The sequence below is a fragment of the Streptomyces rimosus subsp. rimosus genome (assembly GCF_000720725.1).
GTDB classification, from domain to species: domain Bacteria; phylum Actinomycetota; class Actinomycetes; order Streptomycetales; family Streptomycetaceae; genus Streptomyces; species Streptomyces rimosus_A.
The window spans coordinates 74929-101005 of sequence record NZ_JOCQ01000031.1 but is presented as its reverse complement, the minus strand read 5'-3'; the positions used below and the strand labels follow the sequence as shown (position 1 = coordinate 101005).

6 protein-coding genes and 1 pseudogene (1 of these 7 cut by a window edge) are annotated in these 26077 nt (G+C 73.6%); all 7 read right to left on the bottom strand.

Features of this window, described 5'->3' with window-relative positions; all coding sequences use genetic code 11:
• Positions 1-41 precede the first annotated feature (41 nt).
• A complete protein-coding gene (locus IH45_RS0118000; protein WP_030668778.1) occupies positions 42-1064 on the bottom strand; it encodes an SAM-dependent methyltransferase in 1023 nt (340 codons plus the stop codon).
• An 86-nt stretch (positions 1065-1150) separates the two neighbouring features.
• Entirely contained in the window at positions 1151-1843 is a 693-nt protein-coding gene (locus tag IH45_RS0117995; RefSeq protein ID WP_050514951.1) for a thioesterase II family protein, read from the bottom strand.
• A 198-nt stretch (positions 1844-2041) separates the two neighbouring features.
• A complete protein-coding gene (locus IH45_RS0117990; protein ID WP_030668772.1) occupies positions 2042-2260 on the bottom strand; it encodes an MbtH family protein in 219 nt (72 codons plus the stop codon).
• A 46-nt stretch (positions 2261-2306) separates the two neighbouring features.
• Positions 2307-11669 (bottom strand): annotated as a pseudogene (locus IH45_RS1000000150645) (amino acid adenylation domain-containing protein); the annotation flags it as partial.
• A complete protein-coding gene (locus tag IH45_RS1000000150640) occupies positions 11608-16125 on the bottom strand; it encodes a condensation domain-containing protein (RefSeq protein WP_050514949.1) in 4518 nt (1505 codons plus the stop codon). The pseudogene IH45_RS1000000150645 and the gene IH45_RS1000000150640, both read right to left, overlap by 62 nt.
• A 14-nt stretch (positions 16126-16139) precedes the next feature.
• Positions 16140-18509: a condensation domain-containing protein gene (locus tag IH45_RS1000000150635; protein ID WP_050514948.1), complete on the bottom strand. Its 2370-nt coding sequence runs from the start codon at positions 18507-18509 to the stop codon at positions 16140-16142.
• Positions 18506-26077, bottom strand: the end of a protein-coding gene (locus tag IH45_RS01000000143740) for a non-ribosomal peptide synthase/polyketide synthase (RefSeq protein ID WP_078897630.1). The gene runs 17457 nt beyond the window's last position; 7572 of the gene's 25029 nt are visible here — the last part of the coding sequence; its start codon lies off the right edge, out of view; the stop codon is at positions 18506-18508. Before IH45_RS01000000143740 ends, IH45_RS1000000150635 begins: the two co-directional genes overlap by 4 nt.

Here is a 26077-nt window from a genome sequence, read left to right as displayed (position 1 = left end):
CGTCCTTCGCTCGATCACGGTGGCGGCACGGCCCCCGGCCCTCAGCGCAGCCGCGCGACGACCGTGACCTCGTGGCGGTTGTGGTGCAGCTGCCGGGCGTGCAGGATCTCGTACTTCTTGCGCAGCCGGGCCAGGCACTTGTGCACGACCTCGACGACGTTGCCGTGCGCCAGCTTCAGGGTGACCACGACCGTGCCGCCGGGGCGCAGCCGTTGCGCGGCGGTGAGCATGGTGTCGCAGGTCAGGCGCGGGTCCATCTTCATGTCGTTGACGACGACGTCGAAGCGCGTCCTGTTGGACGCGAAGAAGTTGCCGGCCGTCGTCCTGGCGTGGTGGACGCCGGGGTCGGCGAGCAGCCGGGGGTCGATGTCGCCGGGGTCCACGGCCCAGACCTTCAGGCCGTGGGTGCGCAGGATGCGGGTCCAGCCGCCCGGGCTGGCGCCGAGGTCGGCGGCCACCCCGGCGCGGGGGAGGTCGAGGCCGAAGACCTTGATCGCCTCCTCCAGCTTGAACTCGGCGCGCGAGATGGTGTCGGGGCTGCGCGAGAGCCGCACCCGGCCGCCCGGCCAGTCCGAGAGGCTGTCGGTGGGGTTCCCGATCCCGAGCAGGACGCCCGCACGGGTGATGCACGCGGACAGGACCGCGGGCGCGCCGGAGCGGACGGCCTCGAAGCCCTGCTTCTCCAGGGCGTCGGCCAGGCCGCGGAAGAGCTGCGCCGAGCCGTAGTCGGCGGGGTTCTGGCCGCTCACCCAGGCCTGGACGGCCAGCGGGCCCGGCGGGAGGTCCCGGGGGAGGGCGGCGAGCGCGCGCCGGGTCACGGCGTCGAGGTCCCGTGCCTCGTCGAAGGGGACGCGGTCGATCTCGGCCGTCAGGTGTTTGACGAAGGTCACCGGCCGGGTCCGGCACAGCTCGGACACGTCCCGCAGCGAGGCGTCGGGCACGGTCAGCGCGCCGACGTCCGGACCGAGGCGTTCGACGGACGCGCGCTTGCCCCAGATGTCCGTCAACTCCCGCCGCGCTGCGGGGAGATACTCCTCCGAGGTGGAGAATATGCTGGTGGGCATCGCGTGGTCGCTTTCGAAGGGGCTTCGTCCGGGCGGGCCGGGCAGGCCGGGCCCGGGGCAGTGTACCGAAGCGCCGGTCCGCGGCTTCACATATGCGTACGGTCCCGGAGGGGCGTCCGGTCCGCGATCGCCGTGAGCAGGTCCGCCTGCCGGTCCCGGAGGTAGAAGTGGCCGCCGTCGAACCGTACGCAGTCCGTGTCCGCGGTGGTGGCTTCGGCCCAGGCGGACGCGTGCGACGGGTCCACATACGGGTCCGCGTCCCCGTACAGCACGGTGACGGGGCAGGTCAGCGCGGTGCCCGTACGCGGCCGGTAGGCGTCCACGGCCCGGTAGTCGCTGCGCATGCCGGGCAGCAGCAGTTCCAGGAGTTCGGGGTTCGCCGTGATCGCGTCATCGGTGCCGCCCATCTCCCGCAGTTCCCGTACGAGCGCGTCGTCGGAGGCGTGGACCGGCTCGCCCGTGGGCCGTCGTCCGGGCGCGTTCTGAGCGGACGCGAACAGGCGCGCCGGGGTCCGGCCGGCCCGCTGCATGCGCAGCGCGACCTCGTAGGCCACCAGGGCTCCCATGCTGTGCCCGAACAGCACACAGGGCCGGTCGGCGGTCCGCAGCAGGTCCTCGGCCGCCAGGTCGGCGAGGCGGTGGAGGTCGTGGACGGGGTCGTCCGGCAGGCGGTCCTCACGGGCCGGGTACTGGGCCACCAGGACTTCGATGCGGGCGGGAAAGGCGTGGGCCCAGTCCCGGTAATAGCTCGCGGCTCCCCCGGCGTGCGGGAAACACACGGCCTGGAATTCGGCGTCCGGCCTCGGGGTATATCGGCGGAACCAGGTGGAGTGCGCGACTGATCGGGTGTGCAAAACGGGCGGGTCCGTTCTCTCAGGAGGAGGAGGCTCAGGAGGAAGAGCGGGGGTTCGGCGGGCGGCTGCCGGCTGTACGGGAAGCCGCCCGCCGAATCCCCGTGGGGAACGGTGCCGAAAGGGTCAGGCCGCCTCGCCGTCCATGGCGTCGGCGAGGCTCTTGGGGCGCATGTCCGTCCAGTTCTCGTTCACGTAGTCCACGCACGCCTGGTGGCTCTCCTCGCCGAAGCGGACCTCCCAGCCCTCGGGGATCTCGGCGAAAGCGGGCCACAGGGAGTGCTGGTTCTCCGCGTTGACCAGGACGTAGTAGGTGCCCTCGGGGTTCTCGAACGGGTTCTGCATGGTGGTCTCCTCGTCCTTGTTTCTTCTCGGGTGTTCTCGGGTGTTCTCAGGTGAGCTTTTCGGACAGAACAGCAGTGATCTTCGTGAGAGCGGCCCGCTGTTCGAGCATCTCGGAATGGGCGCAGTCGACGGGATGCACCTCGATGTGCCCCTCGGTGTACGGCCCCCACGCATCGGGGAGCAGGTCGGCGGCGCGGTCCTCGGTGGCCTGGAAGAACACCGGGTCGCCGCGGAAGACGGCGGGGCGGAATTCCCGGCTCGCCCGGACGCCCCGGCCGATGATCCGGCCGATGGCCAGCAGCCGTTCCGTACCCAGCGCCGCATAGGTGGTCGGATCGTCCGCCAGGAGCCGGGCCAATTCCTCCGGAGCGGGGGCCGTCCCGCCGAATTCGGCGGGGTCGATGCCGAGGAATTCCAGCAGGGCCGCCTGTTCCTCTTCCTGGTCGGCGGCGGGCGGTGCCGCTCCCGGCACCGGCGGGTAGCTGTCCAGGAGGGCCAGCAGCGCGACCTCCTCCCCGTCCTCCTGGAGCCGGGTGGCCATCGCGTGCGCGATCAGCCCGCCGAAGGACCAGCCGAGCAGGTGGTACGGGCCCGTCGGCTGTACGTCGCGCAGCCGCGCCACGTACGCACGGGCCATCTCCTCGATCGTGTCCGGCAGGCCGGCCTCCCCGTCCATGCCGCCGGCATCCATGCCGTCGGCCTGGAGCGCGTGGACGGGCCGGTCCGGGGCGAGGCCGCGTAGCAAGCCGAAGTAATCCCAGCCCAGGCCGCCCACGGGGTGGACGCAGAACAGCGGGGCGCGGTCGCCGCCGGTCCGCAGGGGCAGCAGCGGCTCGAACCCGCCCGGCCCGCCGTCCAGGCCGGATTCCGCGAGCCGGGCCACCGTCGGGTGCTCGAAGAGGCTGCGCAGCGGGAGCCGCACGCCGAGCGTCCGCTCGACGCCGTTCACCACCTGGAGCACCAGCAGCGAGTGGCCGCCCAGCTCGAAGAAGTTGTCGTCGACGGTCACCGTGTCGACGCCGAGCGCTTCCGCGAAGACCTCGCACAGGGCGCGTTCGACGGGGGTGCGCGGGGCCCGGCCGCCCGAGGAGACGTAGGCCGGTGCGGGCAGGGCCTTCACGTCCACCTTGCCGCGGGAGGTGACCGGCAGGGCGGGCAGCGCGACGAAGGCCGCGGGGACCATGTAGTCGGGCAGCCGCTCGCCGGCGAACTCCCGCAGGGCGGCGGTGTCGGCGGCGGACGCGCCCACGAGGTAGGCGACGACACGCCGGTCCCCCGGCACGTCCTCGCGGACCGTGACCTTGACCTGCTCGACCGAGGGGTGCCCGGCCAGCACGGTTTCGATCTCGCCCGGCTCGATACGGAAGCCGCGCACCTTCACCTGGTCGTCGGCCCGCCCGACGAACTCCAGCTCGCCCCGGGCGTTCCACCGCACCACGTCACCGGTGTTGTACATCCGCGACCCGGGCGGGCCGTACGGGTCGGCGACGAAGCGCTGGGCGGTCAGCCCGGGGCGCTTCCCGTATCCCCGCGCCAGCCCGGCGCCCGCGACGTGGAGCACTCCGGGCACGCCCGGCGGGACCAGCCGCAGGGCCGGGTCGAGCACGTACAGCCGGGTGTTCACGACCGGTCCGCCGATGGGGACCGTGTCGCGGGGGCCCGGCGCGCAGACCGCGATGCTGGCGTCCACGGTGGTCTCGGTCGGCCCGTAGGAGTTGATCACGCGGTGGTGGGCGGCCCAGCGCGCCACCAGGCCGGGGCCGGACGCCTCACCGGCGACGATCACCGTACGGCCGGACGGCAGCCGTGCCGGGTCCAGCCGGGCGAGTACCGCGGGCGGGATCGTCGCGTGGGTGACGGCCTGCTCGGTGAGCAGGCGGACCAGCGGCTCCCCCGGACCGCGCTCGTCGTCGGACGCGACCACCAGGGCTGCGCCGGTGAGCAGGCCCATGGTGATCTCCCACACCGAGGTGTCGAAGGAGACCGCCGCGAACTGGAGCACCCGGCTGCCCGCACCGGCTTGCAGCCACCGGCGGTGGGTGGCCACGAGGGAGGCGATGCCCGCGTGGGAGACGACCACGCCCTTGGGGCGGCCGGTGGAGCCCGAGGTGTAGATCGTGTAGGCGGCGTGCGACGGCAGCAGCGGGGCGTTCCGGTCGGTGTCCGTGACAGTGTCCGTGATGTCGTGCGCGGACTGCTCCCCCGGCTCCGCCGACTGCTCGTCCTCGTCGAGGAGGACGACGGGGATCGGGCGGCCTGCTCCGTCCAGCACCCCGCTGACCTCGCCGATGCTGACGGCGAGCAGCGGAGCGGTGTCGCGCAGGATGAAGTCGATCCGCTCCTGCGGGTAGGTCAGGTCCAGCGGGAGGTAGGCCGCGCCGGTCTTCAGCACCGCCAGCAGGGCCACGAACAGGTCGGTGCCGCGCGGCAGCGCCAGGGCGACGAACTGTTCCGGTCCGGCTCCCCGGGCGATCAGCAGCCGCGCCAGGCGGTTGGCGCGGGCGTTCAGCTCGCCGTACGACAGCGTGTCGCGACCCCCGCCGTCGCGGGCCGGGGCGACGAGCGCCGGGGCGTCCGGGTCGGCCGCCACCACGCTCTCGAACAGCGCCGGGAACGTCGTGGGCACGGTGCCGGGATCGGCGTGCCGCCCCTGGTCGAGCAGGCGTGCCGTCTCCTGCCCGGACAGCAGGTCGATCTCGCCGACCGGCCGCGCCGGGTCCGCGGTCACCGCGGCGAGCACGCGCGACAGCCGGTCGGCCAGCGACCGGGCCGTGGACTCGTCGAAGAGGTCGGTGGCGTATTCGAGTTCGCCGTCGATGCCGGACGGCTCGCCGCCGGGGTCGTGGCTCTCCGCGAGGTTGAAGGTGAGGTCGAACTTCGCCGCGGTGTTGTCCACGGCGTACGGCTCGGCCTCGGCGCCCGGCCAGTCGGCCGCCGGGTCCGCGGGGCCGCCGTTCTCCATGGCCAGCATGACCTGGAAGAGCGGGTGGCGCGCCATGGAACGGGCCGGTTGCAGCACTTCCACCAGCCGCTCGAAGGGCACGTCCTGGTGGGCGTAGGCGGCGAGGCCGGTCTCCCGCACGCGGCGCAGCAGTTCGGCGAAGGACGGGTTGCCGGTCAGGTCGGTCCGCAGGACCAGGGTGTTGACGAAGAAGCCGACGAGGTCGTCCAGGGCCTGGTCGGTGCGGCCTGCGACGGGGCTGCCGATCGGTACGTCCTCCCCCGCGCCCAGCCGGGACAGCGCCGTGGCCAGCGCCGCCTGGACGACCATGAACACGGTCGCGTCGTGCGCCCGCGCCAGCTCGGCCACCTTGCCGTGCAGCGCGGCGTCGAGACGGACCGCGACGCTGCCGCCCGCATGGCTGCTGACCGCCGGGCGGGGCCGGTCGAAGGGCAGGGCCAGCTCTTCGGGCAGGTCGGCCAAAGCGCGCTGCCAGTAGGCGACCTGCTTGCTGATCGGACTGTCCGGGTCCTGCTCGTCTCCGAGCACGCGCCGCTGCCACAGCGTGTAGTCCGCGTACTGCACCGGGAGCGGAGTGAATGACGGCTCCGTACCGGCGGCCCGTGCCGCGTAGGCGGTTTGCAGGTCGGCGGCCAGCGGGGCCAAGGATTGCCCGTCACCGGCTATGTGGTGCAGTACGAGCGCGAGGACTGCCTCGTCGAGGGCTGCCTCGTCGAGGGCTGCCTCGTCGGGGGCCGCTTCGTCGGGGGCCGCCGTGAACAGGGCGGCGCGCACCGGGAGCTCGGTGGTCAGGTCGAAGGCATGGTCCACGAACCGGTCGACGGCGGCGGGCAGTTCCTCCTCAATGGTGTGGACGACCTGCCAGCCCGGCACATCGTCCACACCGCGGACGGCTTGCTGGGGAGCGCCGTCCACCTCCGGGAAGACCGTACGCAGGCTTTCGTGCCGGACCAGCACGTCCAGCAGCGCCGCGCGCAGGGCCGCCGGGTCGATGCTGCCGCGCAGGCGCACCACGAGCGGCAGGTTGTAGGTGGCGTTCGGGCCGTCGAGGCGGTTGAGGAACCAGAGCCTGCGCTGCGCGAAGGACAGCGGAACGCGCTCCGGCCGCGGCACCGGGACCAGGGCGTCCCGTGCCGCCCCTGCCGGGTCCAGGCGCTGTGCGAGGCCGGCGACGGTCGGCGCCTCGAACAGCGCCCGGATCGGCAGCTCCGCGTCCAGGAGGGTACGCACCCGGCCGATGAGCCGCGTGGCCAGCAGCGAGTGGCCGCCGAGGTGGAAGAAGCTGTCGTCGATGCCGACTTCGGGTACGCCCAGCACCTCGGCGAATGCCTGGCACAGGACGCGTTCGGTGGCGGTGCGGGGGCCGCGCCGGGCCACCCGCGGTGCCCCGGTGTGGCCGGGCGCGGGCAGCGCCTTGTGGTCCAGCTTCCCGTTCACGGTCAGCGGCAGCCGCTCCAGCGGTACGAACGCCGAGGGCACCATGTACTCCGGCAGCCGCCCGGCGGCGCACTCCCGTAGCGCGTCGTGGTCCGCGCCGTCCGCGGCCGGCACGATGTACGCGACCAGCCGGTGGTCCCCGGGATCGTCCTCGCGGGCGACGACCGCCGCCTGTGCGACGGCGGGGTGGGCCTCCAACGTGGCTTCGATCTCGCCCAGTTCGATGCGGAACCCGCGGATCTTGACCTGGGTGTCGGCCCGGCCCAGGTACTCCAGCTCTCCGGCCTCGTTCCACCGCACCACGTCGCCCGTGCGGTACATCCGGGTGCCGGGCGCGCCGAAGGGGTCGGCCACGAAGCGCTGCGCGGTCAGGCCGGGGCGGCCGAGGTAGCCGCGGGCCAGGCCGGCACCGGCGACGTACAGCTCGCCGGCGGCTCCCGGGGCGGCGGGCCGCAGCCCGGCGTCCAGCACGTAGGTACGCAGGTCCGGGATGGCCTCGCCGATGAGGCTGCCCGCTGCCCGCTCGGCCGTCTCCCGGTCGAGCGGCAGGTGGGTGACGTGGACGGTGGTCTCGGTGATGCCGTACATGTTCACCAGGCGGGGCGCGTCGTCGGCGTGCCGGGCGTACCAGCCGGCCAGGCGGCGCAGTTCCAGCGCCTCGCCGCCGAAGACGACGTAGCGCAGCGCGAGCGGTACGTCCGGCTCCTGCGTCTCCTCGTCGGCCTGCATGAGCTGGTAGAAGGCCGACGGGGTCTGGTTGAGGACGGTGACCCGCTCGCGGGACAGCAGCCGCAGGAAGTCGCGCGGCGAACGGCTCACCTCGTGCGGGACCACCACCAGGCGGCCGCCGCTCAGCAGCGGCCCCCACAGCTCCCACACCGAGAAGTCGAAGGCGTAGGAGTGGAACAGCGTCCAGGCGTCGTCGGCGCCGACGTCGAACCAGTGCCGGGTCGCCGAGAAGAGCCGTACGACGTTGGCGTGCGGTACGACCACGCCCTTGGGCCGCCCGGTCGAGCCCGACGTGTAGATCACGTAGGCCGGGTTCTCCGGCAGCGGCCGCACGGCCGGTCCCGCCGCAGGCACCTGGCTGTCGCCTTCCCGGGCCCGCAGCGCGTCGAGCGTCAGCCTGCTGCCGGGCGCGCCGTCCAGGTCCTGCGCGGTCTCGGTGACCGTGACCACCGGTGCGGTGTCGGCGAGCATGTACGCGATGCGGTCCGCCGGATAGCCGGGGTCCACCGGCACGTACGCGGCGCCGGACTTGAGCACCGCGAGCAGGGCGACGACGAGGTCCGCCGAGCGCGGCAGCGCGACCGCGACGAAGGTCTCGGGCCCGGCGCCGTGCGCGGCCAGCGCCCGCGCCCAGCGGTCCGCGCGGGCGTCCAGTTCCGCGTAGGTCAGGCGCTCGTCCTGGTGGACGACGGCGACCGCGTCCGGCACGGCCCGCGCGCGGGCCGCGAACAGCTCGGGCAGCGTCGTGTCCGGGGCCCGGTGCGGCACCGGCGCCGGGATCAGCCGCCGCAGCTCCGCGTCGGAGAGGACCCCGATCCGGCCCACCGGCGCGTCCGGCCGCGCCGTGAACGCCTCCAGCACGCGCAGCAGCCGCCCGAAGAGCCGGTCGATCCACGCCGCGTCGAAGAGGTGCGGCTGATAGTCGGCGCGGAACTCCAGCCGGTCGCCGGGCAGGGCGGCGACGCTGATCGGGTAATGCGCCGCGTCCGAGCCGTGCGCGTCGGCCAGTTCCACGTCGCCGACCGCGGCTTCCAGCGCCTCATGGTCGATCGGGAAGTTCTCGTAGACCAGCAGTGTGTCGAAGAGATCGCCGGTGCCGGCGAGTGCCTGGAGGTCGGCGAGGCCCAGGTAGGCGTGGTCGAGCAGGTCGGACTGCTGGTGCTGGATGCGGGCCAGCAGGTCCGCGACGGATTCGGTGGCATCGAGCGTCACCCGGACCGGCAGGGTGTTGATGAACAGCCCGACCATGTCCTCGATGCCGGGGATCTCCGCGGGGCGCCCGGAGACCGTGGTGCCGAAGACCGCGTCGTCGCGTCCGGTCATCCGGCTGAGCACCAGTGCCCACGCCCCCTGGAGCACGGTGTTGACCGTGACCCCCAACTGCCGTGCCAGCGCGTCCAGTTTGCGCGTCAGCTCGGCGGAGGCGCTGACCGCGTACTGCGCGGGCTGCGCCGGGGGCGCCTGTTCCGCCGTCGGGGGCGCGAGCAGGCAGGGCTCGGCGCCGGACAGCACCTCCCGCCAGACCCGCTCGGACGCCGTGCGGTCGCGTCCCGCCAGCCAGGCGAGGTAGTCGGCGAAGGGGCGGACGGGCGGCAGGGCGGAGGCGTCACCGCGCTTCCCGTACAGCTCGAAGAGTTCGCCGGTGACCAGCGGCACCGACCAGCCGTCGAGCAGGATGTGGTGGCTCGTCCACACCAGGCGGTAGCGGTCGCCGCCGAGCCGGATCAGGGTGAAGCGCATCAGCGGGGGCGCGGCCAGGTCGAAGCGGCGTACCCGGTCGTCCTCGACGAACCGGTCCGCGTCCTCCTCCGAGAGCGTCGTCTCCTGCCACGGGGAGGCCACGGTCCCGGCGATGAACTGCACCGGCTGGTCGAAGCCGTGCTGCCGGAAGCCGGCGCGCAGTACGGGGTGGCGCGCGACCAGCGCCTCCACCGCGGCCCGCAGGGCCGGTACGTCGACCTGTCCGCGCAGCTCGAAGATCTGCTGGGTGTTGTAGACGTCCACGCCGTCGGTGTCGTACCGGGCGTGGAAGAACAGGCCTTGCTGGAGCGGCGACAGCGGCAGTACGTCCGTGACGGTCGGGTGCTCGGAGCGCAGGTCGTCCAGCTGCCGCTGGGTGACGGCGACGAGCGGCGCGTCGGACGGGGTCAGGCCGCCGCTGCCGGGCCGCGCGGCGTGGGCCACCAGCGCCTTGAGCGCTTCGAGCCACGCCTCGGCCAGCTCGCGTACGTCCGCCTCGGGCAGGAGACGGGTGGCCCAGCCCCAGTTCGCGACGAGGTACGGGCCGTCCGGCCGGTCCTCGGTCACCGCGTTGACGTCCACGACGTGCGGCAGGGCCATGTCCGGCTCCGCACCGCCGGCCAGGCCGGTGGCTTCGGGAGCGGCCTCCCAGTAGGACGGCCCGTCCGACGGGTCCTCCCCCGAGGCCGCGAACCGGCCGAGGTAGTTGAAGCCGATCTGCGGCTGCGGCAGTCGCGCCAGGGCGTCGGCCGTCCCGGCGTTGAGGTAGCGGAGCAGCCCGTAGCCGATGCCCCGGTCGGGGACGGCGCGCAGCTGTTCCTTGATCTGCTTGAGGGCGGCTCCCGCCGCGGCGCCGCCCTCGGCGGCGTCGGCCGGATCGATGCCGTCCAGGTCCAGCCGTACCGGGTACAGGCTGGTGAACCAGCCGACCGTACGGGACAGGTCGGCGCCGTCGACCAGCTCCTCCTCGCGGCCGTGGCCTTCGAGATCGACCACCACCGCGGGGATGTCGGGCAGGCCACGGCGCCGCCGCCAGGTCAGGACCGCCAGTGCCAGGCCGGTGAGCAGCACATCGTCCACGCCGGCGCGGAAGGCCGCGGGAACCGAGGTGAGCAGCGGGCCGGTCCACTCGGCGGGCAGGGTCACGGCGAGTTCGCCGCCGGTGGCGACGGTGTCCCGCGCCGGGTCGAGCGCGCGGGAGGTGAGGGCGGACGCGGGTCCGCCGAGCGTCCGCTCCCAGAAGTCCCGCTGCCCGGGGTCGGCGGCGCGCTCGGTCAGCTCCCGGGCCCACGTACGGAACGAGGTGGGTACGGGATCGAGGACGCAGCCGCCATCGCCGTCCGACGCGCTCTGCTCCCAGGCGGAGGCCAGGTCGGGCAGCAGGATGCGCCAGGACACGCCGTCCACGGCGAGGTGGTGGATCACCAGGAGGAGCCGTCCCGTGGCGTGCGGTCCGGCGTCGAACCAGACCAGGCGGACGAGCCGGCCGTCTTCGAGGGACAGGGTGCGCTGTGCCGTGGCGGCCGCGTCCTCCAGGGCGTCCAGGAGCCCGTCGGCGTCGGCCGTGGAGACATCCACCCGCTCGACGCACGCGCCCGCGGGCACCGTGCCCCGCGGCGCGATCTCCCAGCTGTCCCCGCGCAGGCGGGACCGGAGTACGTCATGGTGGTCGAGCACCGCCTGGAGCGCGGCGGTCAGCCGGTCGAGCCCCAGCCCGGCGGGGACCTCGACCAGCATCGACTGGTGGAACCCGGCGTAGTGGCGGGACTCCTGGACCATGGAGGCCACGATCGGGGTGAGCGGCACCGGTCCCGTACCGGCGTCCCGGTCCTCGGCCACGCCCAGCGGGCGGTCGCCGGCGATCTGCGCCAGGGCACGCGGGGTCCGGTGCCGGAAGACGTCCCGGGGGCTGAGCACGAGCCCGGCCTTGCGGGCGCGGCCGACGAGCTGGATGGAGACGATGCTGTCGCCGCCCAGGTCGAAGAAACTGTCGTCGATGCCCACCTCGGGAACGCCCAGCACCTCGGCGAACACCTCGCACAGCGCCCGCTCCGTCGCGTCGCGCGGGCCGGTCAGCGGCCGGTCGCCGGTGGTGTCCTGGGCGGGCGCGGGCAGCGCCTTGCGGTCGATCTTGCCGTTGGCGGTCAGCGGCAGCTCGTCCAGCGCCACGACCACGGCCGGAACCATGTAGTCGGGCAGCCGTCCGCCGAGGAAGGACCGCACCTCGTGCCCGTCCGCCGTCCCGACGACATAGCCGACCAGCCGGGTGACGCCCGGCCGGTCCTCCCGTACGGCCACGGTCGCCCGGCTGACTCCGGGGTGCGCCGCGAGTGCCGCCTCGACCTCGCCGAGTTCGACGCGGAAGCCACGGATCTTGACCTGGTCGTCGGCCCGGCCCACGAACTCCAACTGACCGCGCGCGTTCCAGCGCACCACATCACCGGTGCGGTACATGCGCGTGCCCGGTACGCCGTACGGGTCAGCGACGAACCGTTCCGCCGTCAGCCCCGCACGCCCCAGATATCCGCGCGCCAGACCCATCCGCGAGCGCGGTGGACGTCACATCCACCGTCGCCTCCGTCGGCCCGTAGAAGTTGTGGACGGCCACGCCCTCCAGCGCCGCCAGCCGCTCCCACAGTGCCGCACCCAGCGCCTCACCACCGACCAGCAGGGCTTCCGGCCGATGCCCCGTCCCCGTGAACAGCCCCGAGTCCAGCAGGTGCTGCGCGAACGTCGGCGTCACATCCAGCAGATCCAGCTCTTCGGCCACCGCGTACGCACGGAGCAGCTCCGGGTCCCGGCGCGTGGTCTCGTCGATGAAGTGCAGCTCATGGCCCGCCCACATCCACAGCAGCTCGTCCCAGGCCGTGTCGAACGACAGCGACGCCGTCAACGCCACCCGGAAACGCCGCCCGCCCGACACCGGACCGAAGAACTCCGCCTGATGAGCGCGGAGCAGATTCACCACGCTGCGGTGCTCCACCACGACACCCTTGGGGCGGCCGGTCGAACCCGACGTGTAGATCACGTAAGCCGGGCTGGACGGCGACACCGGCGCCACCCGGTCGGACTGCGCCAGGTCCGTGGCGGGGAGTGCGGCGAGCGCCCGTACGGTCTCGGCGTCGTCCAGCAGCAGACGATCCGCTCCGTACGGCAGCTCCCCGGATGCACACGTGGTCAGGGTCAGTACGGGGCGGGAGTCGGCCAGCATGTACGCGATGCGGTCCGCCGGGTACTCCATGTCGACGGGTACGTAGGCGGCGCCGGACTTGAGCACCGCCAGCAGGCCGACGACGGCCTCGCTCGTCCTCGGCAGCGCCGACGCCACCGAGGTCTCCGGTCCGGCGCCCCGCGCGACCAGCAGGCGCGCCAGCCGGTTGGCCCGGGCGTTCAGCTCGGCGAAGGTGAGCCGGCCGCCGGCGCCCACCAGCGCCGTCGCCTCGGGAGTGGCCGCGGCCTGCTCCTCGAACAGCTCGGCCAGGGTGGCCGGGGCGGTCCGGACCTCGGCGCCGCGCCCGGTCTCCAGCAGGGCGGCCCGCGTGTCCGCCGAGTGGATCTCGATGTCGCCGACCGCTGCCCGCGGGTTGTCGGCCATGGCGTCCAGGACCCGCAGCAGGCTGTCGAGCAGCTGGTCCACGCGCTCGGCGTCGAAGAGGTCGGGCCGGTAGTCGGCGCGCAGTTCCAGCTCGGTGCCCGGGATCGCGGCGAGGCTGACCGGGTAGTGCGCGGCGTCCTCGCCCTCGACGCCCCGGATGGACAGTCCGCCGGTCTGCTCGTCGAGGGCCGTGCCGTCCACGGGGTAGTTCTCGAAGACCAGCAGGGTGTCGAAGAGCGCGCCGGTTCCGGCCAGGGACTGGAGCCGGTTGAGGCCGAGGTACTGGTGCGGCATGAGTTCGGTCTGCTGGTGCTGGAGGCGGGACAGCAGCGTGGCGACCGGCTGTTCCGGGTCCGCCGTGACGCGGACCGGCAGCGTGTTGATGAACAGGCCCACCATGGTCTCGACGCCCGGGACCTCGGGCGGGCGCCCGGAGACGGTGCTGCCGAACACCACGTCGTCGCGGCCGGTCAGCCGGCTCAGCAGCACCGCCCAGGCGCCCTGCACGACGGTGTTCAGGGTCAGGCCGTGCCGCCGTGCGAAGGCGGTCAGCGCCTCGGTGCACTCCGCCGTCGCCCGTACCGAGCGCTGTGCGGGCAGTACCGGCGTGTGCCGGCTGTCGTCCGGTACGAGGAGGCAGGGCTCGACGCCCGCGAGCGCCTGCTGCCAGGCGTTCTCGGCGGACTGCCGGTCCTGCTCCGCCAGCCAGGCAAGGTAGTCCCGGTACGGGCGGACCTTCGGCAGGGCGGTGGCGTCCCCGCCCGATGTGTAGAGCTCGAAGAGCTCGCCCACCAGGAGCGGTGTCGACCAGCCGTCCAGCAGGATGTGGTGGCTGGTGAACAGCACCTTGGCCCGGCCACCCGGCAGTGTGATCACGGTGAAGCGCACCAGCGGCGGCTCGCCGAGGTCGAAGCGGCGCAGCCGGTCGGCCTCGACCGCCTCCCCGGCCCGGGCTTCGGCCTCCTCGGCGGGGAGGTGGCTGAGGTCGAGCTGTTCCCAGGGCAGATCGACCCGCGCCGGGACGATCTGGAGCGGCCGGTCCAGGCCGTCGTGCCGGAAAGCGGCACGCAGGTTGGCGTGCCGGTCCAGCAGGATGTGCGCGGCGGTGCGCAGCGCGTCGGCGTCGAAGTCGCCTTCCAGGTCGAAGACGAGCTGGGTGTTGTAGATGTCGGGGCCCTGCTCCTCGAATACGGCGTGGAAGAGCAGGCCCTGCTGGAGAGGTGCGAGCGGCAGTACGTCGGACAGCTCACCAGGGACGGTCGCGGCGAGCGCGTCCAGCTCCTGCTGGCCTAGTCCCGCCAGGGGTACGTCGGAGGGGGTGAGCCCGCCGGCTCCCGGCTGCGCGGCGTGCGCCGCCAGCGCCTTGAGCGCGTCGAGCCACGCCTCGCCGAGGGCTTTCACGTCCGCCTCGGACAGCACCTCACCGGCCCAGCCGACGGTGGCGACCAGTCGCGGGCCGTCCGCGCGGTCCTCGGTGTGGGCGTTGACCTCGATCAGGTGCGGCAGCGGCATGTCGTCGTTGGTGCCGCCGCCGATGCCGGTGGCCTCGGGCGCGGACACCCAGTACGCGTCCCCGGCGGCGTCCTGCGGGCCGCTCGCCGCGAACCGGCCCAGGTAGTTGAAGCCGATCTGCGGCACGGTGCCGCCCGCCAACTGCTCGGCCGTACGCGGGTCGAGGTGGCGCAGCAGGCCGTAGCCGATGCCGTTGTCCGGTACGGACCGCAGCTGTTCCTTGATCCGCTTGAGGGCGGCCCCCGCCGAGGCGCCGCCCTCGGCGGCGTCGGCCAGGTCGATGCCGCCCAGGTCCAGGCGGACCGGGTACAGGCTGGTGAACCAGCCGACCGTACGGGACAGGTCGGCGCCGGGCACGGCCTGCTCCTCGCGGCCGTGGCCCTCCAGGTCCACCAGGACGGCACGCCCGGCGCTCCCCTGGCCCTGCCGCTCCCGCCAGTTGGCAACGGCGATCGCCAGGCCCGTGAGCAGCACGTCGTTGACCCCGGCCCGAAACGCGGCGGGCACCCGGGTGAGCAACGGCGCGGTCCACTGCGCGGGGAGGCTGAGCGTCAGCTCGGCCCCCGTGGTGACGGTGTCGACGGCCGGGTCGAGCGCGCGGGCGCCGAGGAGCGGCTCGGGCTCGGACACCATGGCGCGCCACAGGCCGAGTTCGCCGGACCGCTCCCCCGCCGCCGTCTCCAGGGCACGCGCCCAAGTGCGGAACGACGTACCGACCGGGTCGAGTTCGATTTCCCCTCCCCCGGCGGTCTGTTCCCATGCGCTGCGCAGGTCGGGTAGCAGGATGCGCCAGGACACGCCGTCCACGACCAGGTGGTGAATGGCCAGGAGCAGGCGTCCGGAGGCGTGCGGGCCGGCGTCGAACCATACGGCCCGCACCAGGTCACCGGTCTTCGGGTTCAGCGAGCGCTGCGCCGCCTCGGCCTCGTCCGCCAGGACCGCCAGTAGTGCGTCGGCGTCCGTTCCGGTCACGTCCACGCGCCGTACGGCAGCCCGCACCGCGCCCCGCGGCGCGATCTCCCACGTACCGCCGTCGAGCCGGGACCGGAGTACGTCATGGTGGTCCAGCACCGCCTGGAGCGCGGCGGTCAGCCGGTCGAGCCCCGGTTCGGCGGGGACCTCGACCAGCATCGACTGGTGGAACTGGCCCCAGGGCCCGGCCTGATCGGTCACGGCCACGATCGGCGTCACCGGCACCGGCCCGATGCCCGCCCCGGCCTCCTCCACCACGACCGCGTCCCGGGCGGTGTCCGCGACCGCGGCAAGCGCCTCGACCGTACGGTGGGTGAAGACCTCGCGGGGGCTGAGCACGAGCCCGGCCTTGCGGGCGCGGCTGACGAGCTGGATGGAGACGATGCTGTCGCCGCCCAGGTCGAAGAAGCTGTCGTCCAAACCGACTTCGGGGACGCCCAGCACCTCGGCGAAGAGTCCGGCCAGCAGCCGTTCGGTCTCCGTACGCGGCGCGCGCCCGGAGCGGGTGGCCGATCCGGCGTAGTCCGGCGCGGGGTGGTCCGCGAGGAGGGCCTTGCGGTCGGTCTTGCCGTTGGCGGTCAGCGGCAGCTCGTCCAGCGGGACGACGGCGGCCGGAACCATGTAGTCGGGCAGGCGGTCGGCGAGTGCCTGCCGCAGCCGCGGCCCGTCCGCGTCCCCGACGACGTAACCGACCAGCCGGGTGACATCGCCGTCGGTACGCACCACGACGGCGGCCCGGTCCACACCCGGCAGTGCGGTCAGGGCCGCCTCGACCTCGCCGAGTTCGACGCGGAAGCCACGGATCTTGACCTGGTCGTCGGCCCGGCCCACGAACTCCAGCCGGCCGTGGGCATTCCAGCGCACCACGTCACCCGTGCGGTACATACGGGCACCCGCCGTACCGTACGGATCGGCCACGAACCGTTCCGCCGTCAGCCCCGCACGCCCCAGGTAACCGCGCGCCAGGCCCTCGCCCGATACATACAGCTATCCGCGAGCGCGGTGGACGTCACATCCACCGTCGCCTCCGTCGGCCCGTAGAAGTTGTGGACGGCCACGCCCTCCAGCGCCGCCAGCCGCTCCCACAGCGCCGCACCCAACGCCTCCCCACCGACCACCAAGACGCTCGGCCGGTGGCCTGAGCCGGTGAGCAGCCCGGAGTCCAGCAAATGCTGGGCGAACGTCGGCGTCACGTCCAGCAGGTCGAGGGACTTGTCGAGGGCGTAATCGCGTAGCGCGTCGGGGTCGCGCCGGGTGCGGTCGTCGATGAAGTGCAGTTCGTGGCCTGCCCACATCCACAGCAGCTCGTCCCAGGCCGTGTCGAAGGACAGCGACGCCGTCAGCGCCACCCGGAAACGCCGCCCACCCGACACCGGACCGAAGAACTCCTCCCGATGGGCACGGAGCAGATTCACCACACTCCGGTGCTCCACCACCACACCCTTGGGACGGCCCGTCGAACCCGACGTGTAGATCACGTATGCCGGGCTGGACGGCGACACCGGCGCCCTGTCCTCGCGCCGCACCGCGTCCGTGGCGGCAAGCGCCTGCACGGTCCCGGCGTCATCCAGGACGAGTTCGGTGACACCGGTACCGGATACGGCCTTACGCGTGGCAGCCGTGGTCAGGGTGAGCACCGGGGCGGCGTCGGTGAGCATGTAGCCGATGCGCTCGGCCGGGTACTCGATGTCCACGGGCACGAACGCGGCGCCGGACTTCAGCACTGCCAGCATCGCCACCAGGGCCGAGGAGTCGCGCGGCAGCACGAGGGCGACGCGGGATTCCTGCCGTACTCCCCGGGCCACGAGGAGAGCGGCCAAGCGGTCGGCCCGGACGTCGAGTTCGGCGAAGGTCAGCTCGCCGTCGGCGCAGACCAGCGCGGTGGCGTCCGGCGTGGCCGCGGCCTGCTCCTCGAACAGCCCGGCCAGGGTGGCCGGGGCGGTCCGGACCTCGCTGCCCCGTCCCAGCGCCAGCAGCCGGGTCCGCTCCGGGGCGGGGAGCACGTCCACCCGGCCGACGTACACGTCCGGGTCCTCGGTGATCGCCACGACCGCCCGGACCAGGCGGTCCAGCACCTCCTGGGCCTGCTCCAGCCGGAAGAGGTCGGGGCGGTAGTCGAAGCGGATCTCCAGGTCGTGGCCGGGGACGACGGAGACGCTCAGCGGGTAGTTGGTCGCGTCGTCCGCCGCGACGGCGGAGACCCGCAGGCTGTCCTCCGTGTCGTCGAAGGCGTCCTCGTCGATCGGGTAGTTCTCGAACACCATCAGGGTGTCGAAGAGTTCGCCGCCCGCGAGGGACTGGAGCTGGTTGAGGCCCAGGTACTGGTGGGCGAGCAGCTGGGCCTGCTCGTGCTGGAGGCGCGTGACAAGCTGGGCCAGCGTTTCGGCCGGGTCCAGGCGCAGCCGGACCGGCAGGGTGTTGATGAACATGCCGACGATGTCCTCGACACCGTCCAGCTCGGGCGGGCGGCCCGAGACCGTGGCGCCGAAGACCACGTCGTCGCGGCCGGTGAGGGAGCCGAGGACCAGCGCCCAGGCCGCCTGCACCACCGTGTTGACGGTGACGCCCAGCCCGCGGGCCCGTTCGCCGAGGGCCTTGGTCTCCGCGGCACTCAGTACGGTCACGCACTTGCCCGGCACCACCGAGTCGCGCAGCGCGCCGGCGGGCGCCACCATGCAGGGCTCGGCGCCCGACAGGGCGTGCCGCCAGGCCGCTTCTGCCTCCGTGCGGTCCTGCGCGGCGAGCCAGGACAGGTAGTCCTTGTACGGGCGGACGCCGGGCAGCCCGGACACGTCGCCGTCGCGTGCGTAGATCTCGAAGACCTCGCCGAACACCAGCGGCATCGACCAGCCGTCGAGCAGGATGTGGTGGTGGGTGAAGACCAGCCGGTGCAGCCCGTCCGCGAGCTTGAGGAGCGTGAAGCGCAGCAGCGGGGGCCGGGTCATGTCGAACCGGCGTGTGCGGTCCGCCTCGGACAGCCGCGCGGCCTCGGCCTCGGCCTGTGCCGCCGGGCGGCCCGAGAGGTCGGCCTCCTGCCACGGCACCCGCACGGCGCGGGCGATGAGCTGTACGGTCTCGCCGCTCTTGTTCTGGCGGAAGGCGGCGCGCAGCGCCGGGTGCCGCCGTACGACGGCCTCCACCGACCTGCGGAGCCGCCCGGCGTCCAGTTCGCCGTGGAAGTCGAGGGTCAGCTGGACCGCGTACAGGTCCGCTTCCCGCTCGTCGTACAGGGCGTGGAAGAGCAGCCCCTCCTGGAGGGGTGACAGCGGAAGGAGGTCTTCGATCTTCGACTGCTGCTTCACTCCGCGGTCCCCCAGTCGTCTTCCATGTCGCTTTCGAACTCATCGATGTCGTCCTGGTCCACCTCGACGAGCGAGACGTCGGACGGGGTGAGGCCGCCCGCGTCGGGGCGCTCGGCGTGGCCGAGGAGGGCGCGCAGGGCCGCGAGCCAGCCGTCGGCGAGCCGCCGGACCTCCGTCTCGGACAGCAGCTCGGCGGCCCAGGTCCAGGTGGCGACCAGGACGGGGCCGTCGGGCCGGTCCTCGGTCATGGCGTTGATGTCGATCACGTGGGCCAGTGGCATGTCCGGTTCGCTGCCGCCGCCGGGTTCGCCGATCCAGTACGCGTCCTCGGGCCGCTCGGCCCCGGCCCCGTCCGCCCCGTCCTCGTCCCCGGCGGCGAACCGGCCGAGGTAGTTGAGGCCGATTTCCGGGCGGGCCCGGTCGGCCAGCTGCTCCCCGGTCGCGGGGTTGAGGTGGCGCAGCAGGCCGTAGCCGACTCCGTGGTCGGGGATGGCCCGCAGCAGTTCCTTGACCTGCTTGAGCGCGGTGCCCGCCGCCGGGCCGCCGGCCAGCGCGTCCGCGATGTCGACGCCGTCCAGGGTGAGGGTTACGGGGAAGAGGCTGGTGAACCAGCCGACGGTGCGCGAGAGGTCGGCGCCGTCGACGATGTGCTCCTCGCGGCCGTGGCCCTCCAGCTCGACCGCCACCCCGCCGGGGCCCCGCCAGTCGGCGACGGCCAGGGCCAGGGCGGCCAGCAGCGCGTCGTTGACGCCCGCGTTGAAGACCGAGGGCACCACCGTCAGCAGGGCTTCCGTCCAGCGGGTGGGCAGGGACAGGGTGAGGTCCCGGCCGGTGGCGGCGGTGTCCACCGCCGCGTCCAGCGGGCGGGCGGCCAGCGGCCGGCCTTCTTCCGCGTACTGCTGCCACAGCGGCAGTTCGGTCTCGACGCGTCGCGGGTCGGCGGCGGCGACCCGCAGCTTGGTCGCCCAGGTGCGGAACGAGGTGCCCACCGGCTCCAACGTCACCGCGCCGTCACCGGCCTCCCCGGCCTGTTCCCAGGCGCTGTGCAGGTCGGGCAGCAGGATGCGCCAGGACACGCCGTCGACCACCAGGTGATGGGCGAGGACGAGCAGCCGCCCGGGCCGGTCGGGCCCGGCGTCGAACCAGACGGCCTGGAGCACGCGGCCGTCGGCGGGCGAGAGGCGGCGCTGTGCCGCCAGGTTCTCCCGCTCCATCGCGGCGGTCAGTGCTGCCGCGTCCAGCCCGGCCACGTCCACGCGCGACACGCATGCGTCGGCCCGTACCGCGCCACGGTCCTGGACGGTCCACCGCCCGTCCTCCGCCAGCCGCGACCGCAGTACGGCGTGGTGGTCGAGCAGCGCGTCCAACGCGCGGGCCAGCCGTGCCGCGCCGAGCCCGCCGGGCACGCTCATCAGCATCGACTGGTGGAATTGGGCGTGCGGGCCGCCGTCCGCAAGCATTCCGGTGACGATGGGCGTCAGCGGTACGTCGCCGATCGCGGCGGCGGGGTCCTCGGCCGTGGCGGCGCGCTCGGCCCGGGCGGCGCGGGCCAGTTCCCGGGGCGTCTTGTGCGTGAAGACGTCCCGCGGCGAGATGCCGATGCCGGCCTTGCGGGCGCGGCTGACCAGCTGAATCGAGACGATGCTGTCCCCGCCCAGGTCGAAGAAGCCGTCGTCGGCCCCGACCTCGGGGAGCTTCAGCACCTCGGCGAACAGATCGCACAGGACCCGCTCGGCCCGGGTGCGCGGCGGTTCGCCGGAGGCCGTGACGGCCCCGGCGGGTTCCGGCGCGGGCAGCGCCCTGCGGTCCACCTTGCCGTTCGGGGTCAGCGGCAGCTCCGGCAGGACCACGACCACCGGGGGCACCATGTAGTCCGGCAGCCGCTCCGCCAGGTACGCGCGCAGCTCGGCGGCCTCGCACGGTCCGCCCGCGTAACCGACCAGCCGCCGCTCCCCCGGGCCGTCCTCGCGGACCACGACAGCCGCGTGGGCCACCTCGGGATGTCCGCTGAGCACCGCCTCGATCTCGCCGAGTTCGATGCGGAAGCCGCGTACCTTCACCTGGTCGTCGACGCGCCCGGCGTACTCCAGCCGCCCGCGGTGCCAGCGGACCAGGTCACCGGTGCGGTACATGCGGGTGCCCGGCGCGCCGTGCGGGTCGGCGACGAAGCGCTGGGCGGTCAGGCCGGACCGGCCCAGGTAGCCGCGGGCCAGCCCGGCACCGGTGAGGTACAGCTCGCCCAGCACGCCTTCCGGCACCAGGCGCAGCCGCTCGTCCAGCACGCGGACGCCGGCGCCGGGGATCGGGCGGCCGATCGGCAGCGCCCCGGGCGCGATCTCCTCGTCGGGTTCGACGCGGTGCACGACGCAGCCGACGGTGGCCTCCGTCGGGCCGTACTCGTTGACGACAGCGGCGCCCGGGTGGGCCGTGCGCCACTGGTCCAGCACCTCGCCCACCAACTGCTCGCCGCCTACGACCAGTTCACCGGTCGGCGAGAACGGCCGGGGCAGCACGGTGAGCAGCGGCAGGTGGGCGGGCGTCGCCTTGACGAAGGTCGCGGCGGGACGCCCTGTCACGCCGTCGGTGTCGTCCAGCGGCCCGACGTGCACCCTGCCCCCGCTGATCAGCGGCCCGAACAGGCTGGTGACGGTGAGGTCGAAGGACACCGAGGAGTGCAGCAGGGCCGTCCCGGCGAGCGAGGGGTAGGCCTCGGCGGCCCAGCGCACGTAAGCGGCGAGGGAGTGGTGTTCGATGACCACGCCCTTGGGGCGGCCGGTCGAGCCCGAGGTGTAGATGGTGTAGGCGGGGTGCGCCGGGTGGGGCGCGGGCCGGTCCAGGGCCGTGCCGTCCAGGCCGTCCGCATCCGCCGGACGGACCGCCGGGGGCGCGCCGTCCGCCGGCGGCGGGGTGCCGTCGTCGGTCACGGCGAGCACCGCGGCGGAGTCGGCGAGCATGTAGGCGATGCGCTCGGCCGGGTAGGTGGTGTCGACCGGTACGTACGCGGCGCCGGTCTTGAGCACCGCCAGCGCGGCGACCACCAGGTCCGCGCCCGGCCGCAGGGCCAGGGCCACGAAGGTCTCCGGCCCGGCGCCGCGCCCGGTGAGCAGCCGCGCGAGCCGGTTGGACCGCGCGTCCAGCTCCGCGTAGGTCAGTGCCGCTTCCGGCGTGGACACCGCGACGGCGTCGGGGGCCGCCGCCACCCGGGCCGCGAACAGCTCGGGCACGGTGGGCCGCCGGTCGGCGGGCTCGGGCAGGGCGGTGCCGGTGCCGTCGGCCAGCAGCCGTCCGCGTTCGGCGTCGCCGAGCACGTCGATCCCGGACAGGGGCCGGTCCGGTGCGTCGGTGACGGCGGTGAGCACCCGCTCCAGGCGGTCCAGGACGCCCTGGACCGTGGCGCGGTCGAAGAGGTCGGTGCTGTATTCCAGTTCGCCTTCGATACCGGCCGGGCCGGTGTCGCCCTGGGTCTCCATGACGTGCAGGGTCAGGTCGAACTTGGCGGTACGGGTGCCGAGATCGACCGGTTCCGCGGTCAGGCCGGGCAGATCGAGGTCGGCCGCACTGTTGTTGTCCATCGACAGCATGACCTGGAACAGCGGGTGCCGGGCCATGGACCGGACCGGTTGCAGCACTTCCACCAGCCGCTCGAACGGCACGTCCTGGTGACCGTGCGCGGCGAGGTCACCCTCCCGCACGCGGGCCAGCAGCTCGGTGAACGTGGGGTCGCCGGACAGGTCGGTCCGCAGCACCAGGGTGTTGACGAAGAAGCCCACGGCGTCGTCCAGGGCCTGGTCGGTGCGGCCGGCCACCGGCGTGCCGATGGTCACGTCCGTACCGGCGCCGAGGCGGGACAGGACAGTGGCCAGGGCGGCCCGCAGCACCATGAACACCGAGGCGCCGTTGGCGCGCGCCAGCTCGCGGAGGGCGCCGTGCAGCTGAGGGCTGATGCGGACCGGGACGGTGGCACCGCGATGGCTGAGCACCGCGGGCCGCTGCCGGTCGAAGGGCAGGGTCAGCTCTTCCGGCAGCCCGGCCAGCGCGCCGCGCCAGTGGGCGACCTGCCGGGCGATCGGGCTGTCCGCATCGTCCTCGCTGCCGAGGGTCCGCTGCTGCCACAGGGTGTAGTCGGCGTACTGGACGGGCAGCGGCCGGAACTCCGGCCGCTCGCCCGCGGCCCGCGCGGTGTAGGCGGTGGCGAGGTCGGCGGCCAGCGGCGTCAGCGACCAGCCGTCCGCGGAGATGTGGTGCAGGACCAGGACGAGGACGCAGGTGTCGGGGCCGGTGGTCAGCACCCGGGCCCGTACGGGGATGTCGGTGGTGAGGTCGAAGGCGTGGCCGGCCGCCTCCTCGGCGTACCGCTCCACCTCGCTCTCCCCGACGTCCAGGAACTCCACCTCGGCCTCCGCCTGTTCGGGCGCGAGGACGAGCTGGTACGGGTTTCCGTCGTCGTCCGGGAAGACGGTGCGCAGGCTCTCGTGGCGGGCCACCACGTCCTGGAGCGCGTCCCGCAGCGCCTGCTGGTCCAGCCGCCCTGTCAGCCGCAGTACCAGCGTCAGGTTGTACGTGGCGCCGGGACCCTCGATGCGGTGCAGGAACCACAGCCTGCGCTGCGCGAAGGACAGGGGTGTCCGCTCGGGCCGGGCGACGGGGCGCAGCGGCTCGTGCGTGCCGGTGGCGTCGCCGCAGCGTTCGGCGAGCGCGGCCACGGTGGGCGCTTCGAAGACCGCCCGTACCGACAGGTCCACCTCCAGCGCCGACCGGACCCTGGCGGCCAGCCGGGTGGCGAGCAGCGAGTGGCCGCCGAGGTCGAAGAAGTTGTCGTCGATGCCGACCTCTTCGAGCCCCAGCACCTCGGCGAACGCCTGGCACAGGGTGCGTTCCGTGGCGGTGCGCGGGGCCCGGCGGGCGGTGCCCGTACCGGCGGCGTAGTCGGGCGCGGGCAGGGCCTTGGCGTCCAGCTTGCCGTTCACGGTCAGCGGCAGCTCGGGAAGGGTGATCAGGGCCGCGGGCACCATGTAGTCGGGAAGCCGGGTGGCAGTGAACTCCCGTAGTCCGGCCGTGTCGAGGTCCTCGGTGCCCTGCGGTACGACGTAGCCCACCAGCCGCTTGTCGCCCGGCGCGTCCTCCCGCGCGAGCACGGCGGCCCGGGCGACGCCGGGGTGCGCCTCCAGCGCGGATTCGATCTCGCCGAGTTCGATGCGGAAGCCGCGGATCTTGACCTGGTCGTCGGCGCGGCCGACGTACTCCAGCTCGCCGTCGAAGTTGCGGCGGACCACGTCACCGGTGCGGTACATCCGGGTGCCCGGCGCACCGTACGGGTCGGCGACGAAGCGCTGCGCGGTCAGGTCCGGGCGGCCCAGGTAGCCGCGGGCCAGGCCCGCCCCGGCGACGTAGAGCTCACCGGCCACTCCGGGCGGTGCCAGCCTGAGGTGGCTGTCCAGGACGTAGGCGCGCAGGTCGGGGATGGGCTCGCCGATGAGGCTGGCGGTGGCGTCGGTGACGGCGCGGCGGTCCAGGGCCCGGTAGGTGACGTGCACCGTGGTCTCGGTGATGCCGTACATGTTGACCAGGCGCGGAGCGTCCTCGGCGTGCCGCTCGTACCAGCCCGCCAGGCGCCGCAGGTCGAGCGCCTCGCCGCCGAAGACGACCTGGCGCAGCGCCAGCCGGTCCCCGAGGGCGGGGTGCTCCCGGTCGGTCTGCACCAGCTGGTAGAAGGCGGACGGGGTCTGGTTGAGCACGGTGACGCGCTCGCGCACCAGGAGCTCCAGGAACTCCCGCGGGGCGCGGCTCACCTCGCGGGGGACGACCACGAGACGGCCGCCGGTCAGCAGCGGGCCCCACAGCTCCCATACGGAGAAGTCGAAGGCGTAGGAGTGGAACAGCGTCCACACGTCGCGCGCGTCGAAGCCGAACCAGTGGGCCGTGTGCGTGAACAGCCGGACGACGTTGCGGTGCGGGACCATCACGCCCTTGGGGCGGCCCGTCGAGCCGGATGTGTAGATCACGTACGCCGGGTGGTCCGCTCCTGGTCCGCCGTGGCATTCCGCCGGGTCGAGGTCGTGCCCGTCCAGTGCGGCCAGTTCAGCGGCGGCCTCCGCGCTGTCGAGCACGAACGCCGGTGTACCGCCGGCCACATCCGCGGTGGCCTCCACGGTCAGCGCCAGCACCGGCCGGGTCTCGCCGAGCATGAACGCGATGCGGTCGGCCGGGTAGTCCGGGTCGACGGGCACGTACGCGGCACCGGTCTTGGCCACCGCGAGCAGGGCGACGACGAGGTCCGCCGAGCGCGGCAGGGCGACCGCCACGAAGGTCTCGGGACCGGCGCCGCGCCCGATGAGCAGCCGCGCCAGCCGGTTGGCCCGCGCGTTCAGCTCCGCGTAGGTGAGCGAGACGTCTTCGCAGGTCACCGCGGTGGCGTCGGGGGTTTCCGCCGCCCGCTCCTCGAACAGTCGGGCCGGGGTGCGCGTGTCGGTTCCGGGCAGCTCCGGGCCGGGCGCGGCCAGCAGCTCTTCCCGCTCGCCGGGCAGCAGCGTGTCCAGCGTGCCGACCGGGGCGTCCGGGTCGGCGGTCAGCGTCTCCAGTACGCGGACCAGGCGCCGGACCAGCCGTCCGATCTCCTCCTCGGTGAACAGGTCCGCCCGGTAGTCGGTACGGAACTCCAGCCGTTCGCCGGGGAGGGCCGCGAGGGTGACCGGGTAGTGGGCGGCGTCGCTGATGTCGATGCCCGCCACGGCCAGGCCGTCGTCCGGGCCGGGCTCCAGGACCCCGTCGCCGTCCAGCGGGTAGTTCTCGAACACGAGCAGCGTGTCGAAGAGTTCCGCGCCGCCGACCAGCGACTGGAGTTCGGCCAGCCCGAGGTACTGGTGGTTCATCAGGTCGGACTGTTCCCGCTGTACGCGGGTCAGCAGGGCGGCGACCGACTCGGCGGGGTCGAGGCGCACCCGTACCGGCAGGGTGTTGATGAACAGGCCGACCATCGTCTCGATGCCGGGGATGTCGGCCGGGCGGCCGGAGACGGTGGTGCCGAAGACGATGTCGTCGCGGCCGGTCAGCCGGCCCAGCAGCAGCGACCAGGCGCCCTGGACCACGGTGTTGACGGTGATCCCCAGGCGCCGGGCCAGCTGCCCGAGCCGTACGGTCAGCTCCCGGGACGCGGTGTGCGCGAAGCTGTGCGGAGCGACCTGGGCGTGCTCCGTCGTGGACGGGGCGAGCCGGACCGGCTCGGCACCGGCCAGGGCCTCGCCCCACACCTTCTCCGCAACCGCGCGGTCCTGCCCGGCCAGCCAGGCGAGGTAGTCCGAGAACGGCGCGACCGGCGGCAGGGCGGACACGTCCGCGCCGGAGCGGTAGAGCGCGAACAACTCCTCGACCACGAGCGGCATCGACCACCCGTCCACCAGGATGTGGTGGTTGGTGAACATGAACCGGTGATGGCCGTCGGACAGCCTGGCCAGGGTGAAGCGCACCAGGGGCGGGGTGCTCATGTCGAAGCGGGCCGTGCGGTCGGCCTCGGCCAGTTCCTCCGCCGCCTCGGCGCGCGCCTCCTCGGGGAGGGTGCTCAGGTCCGCGTC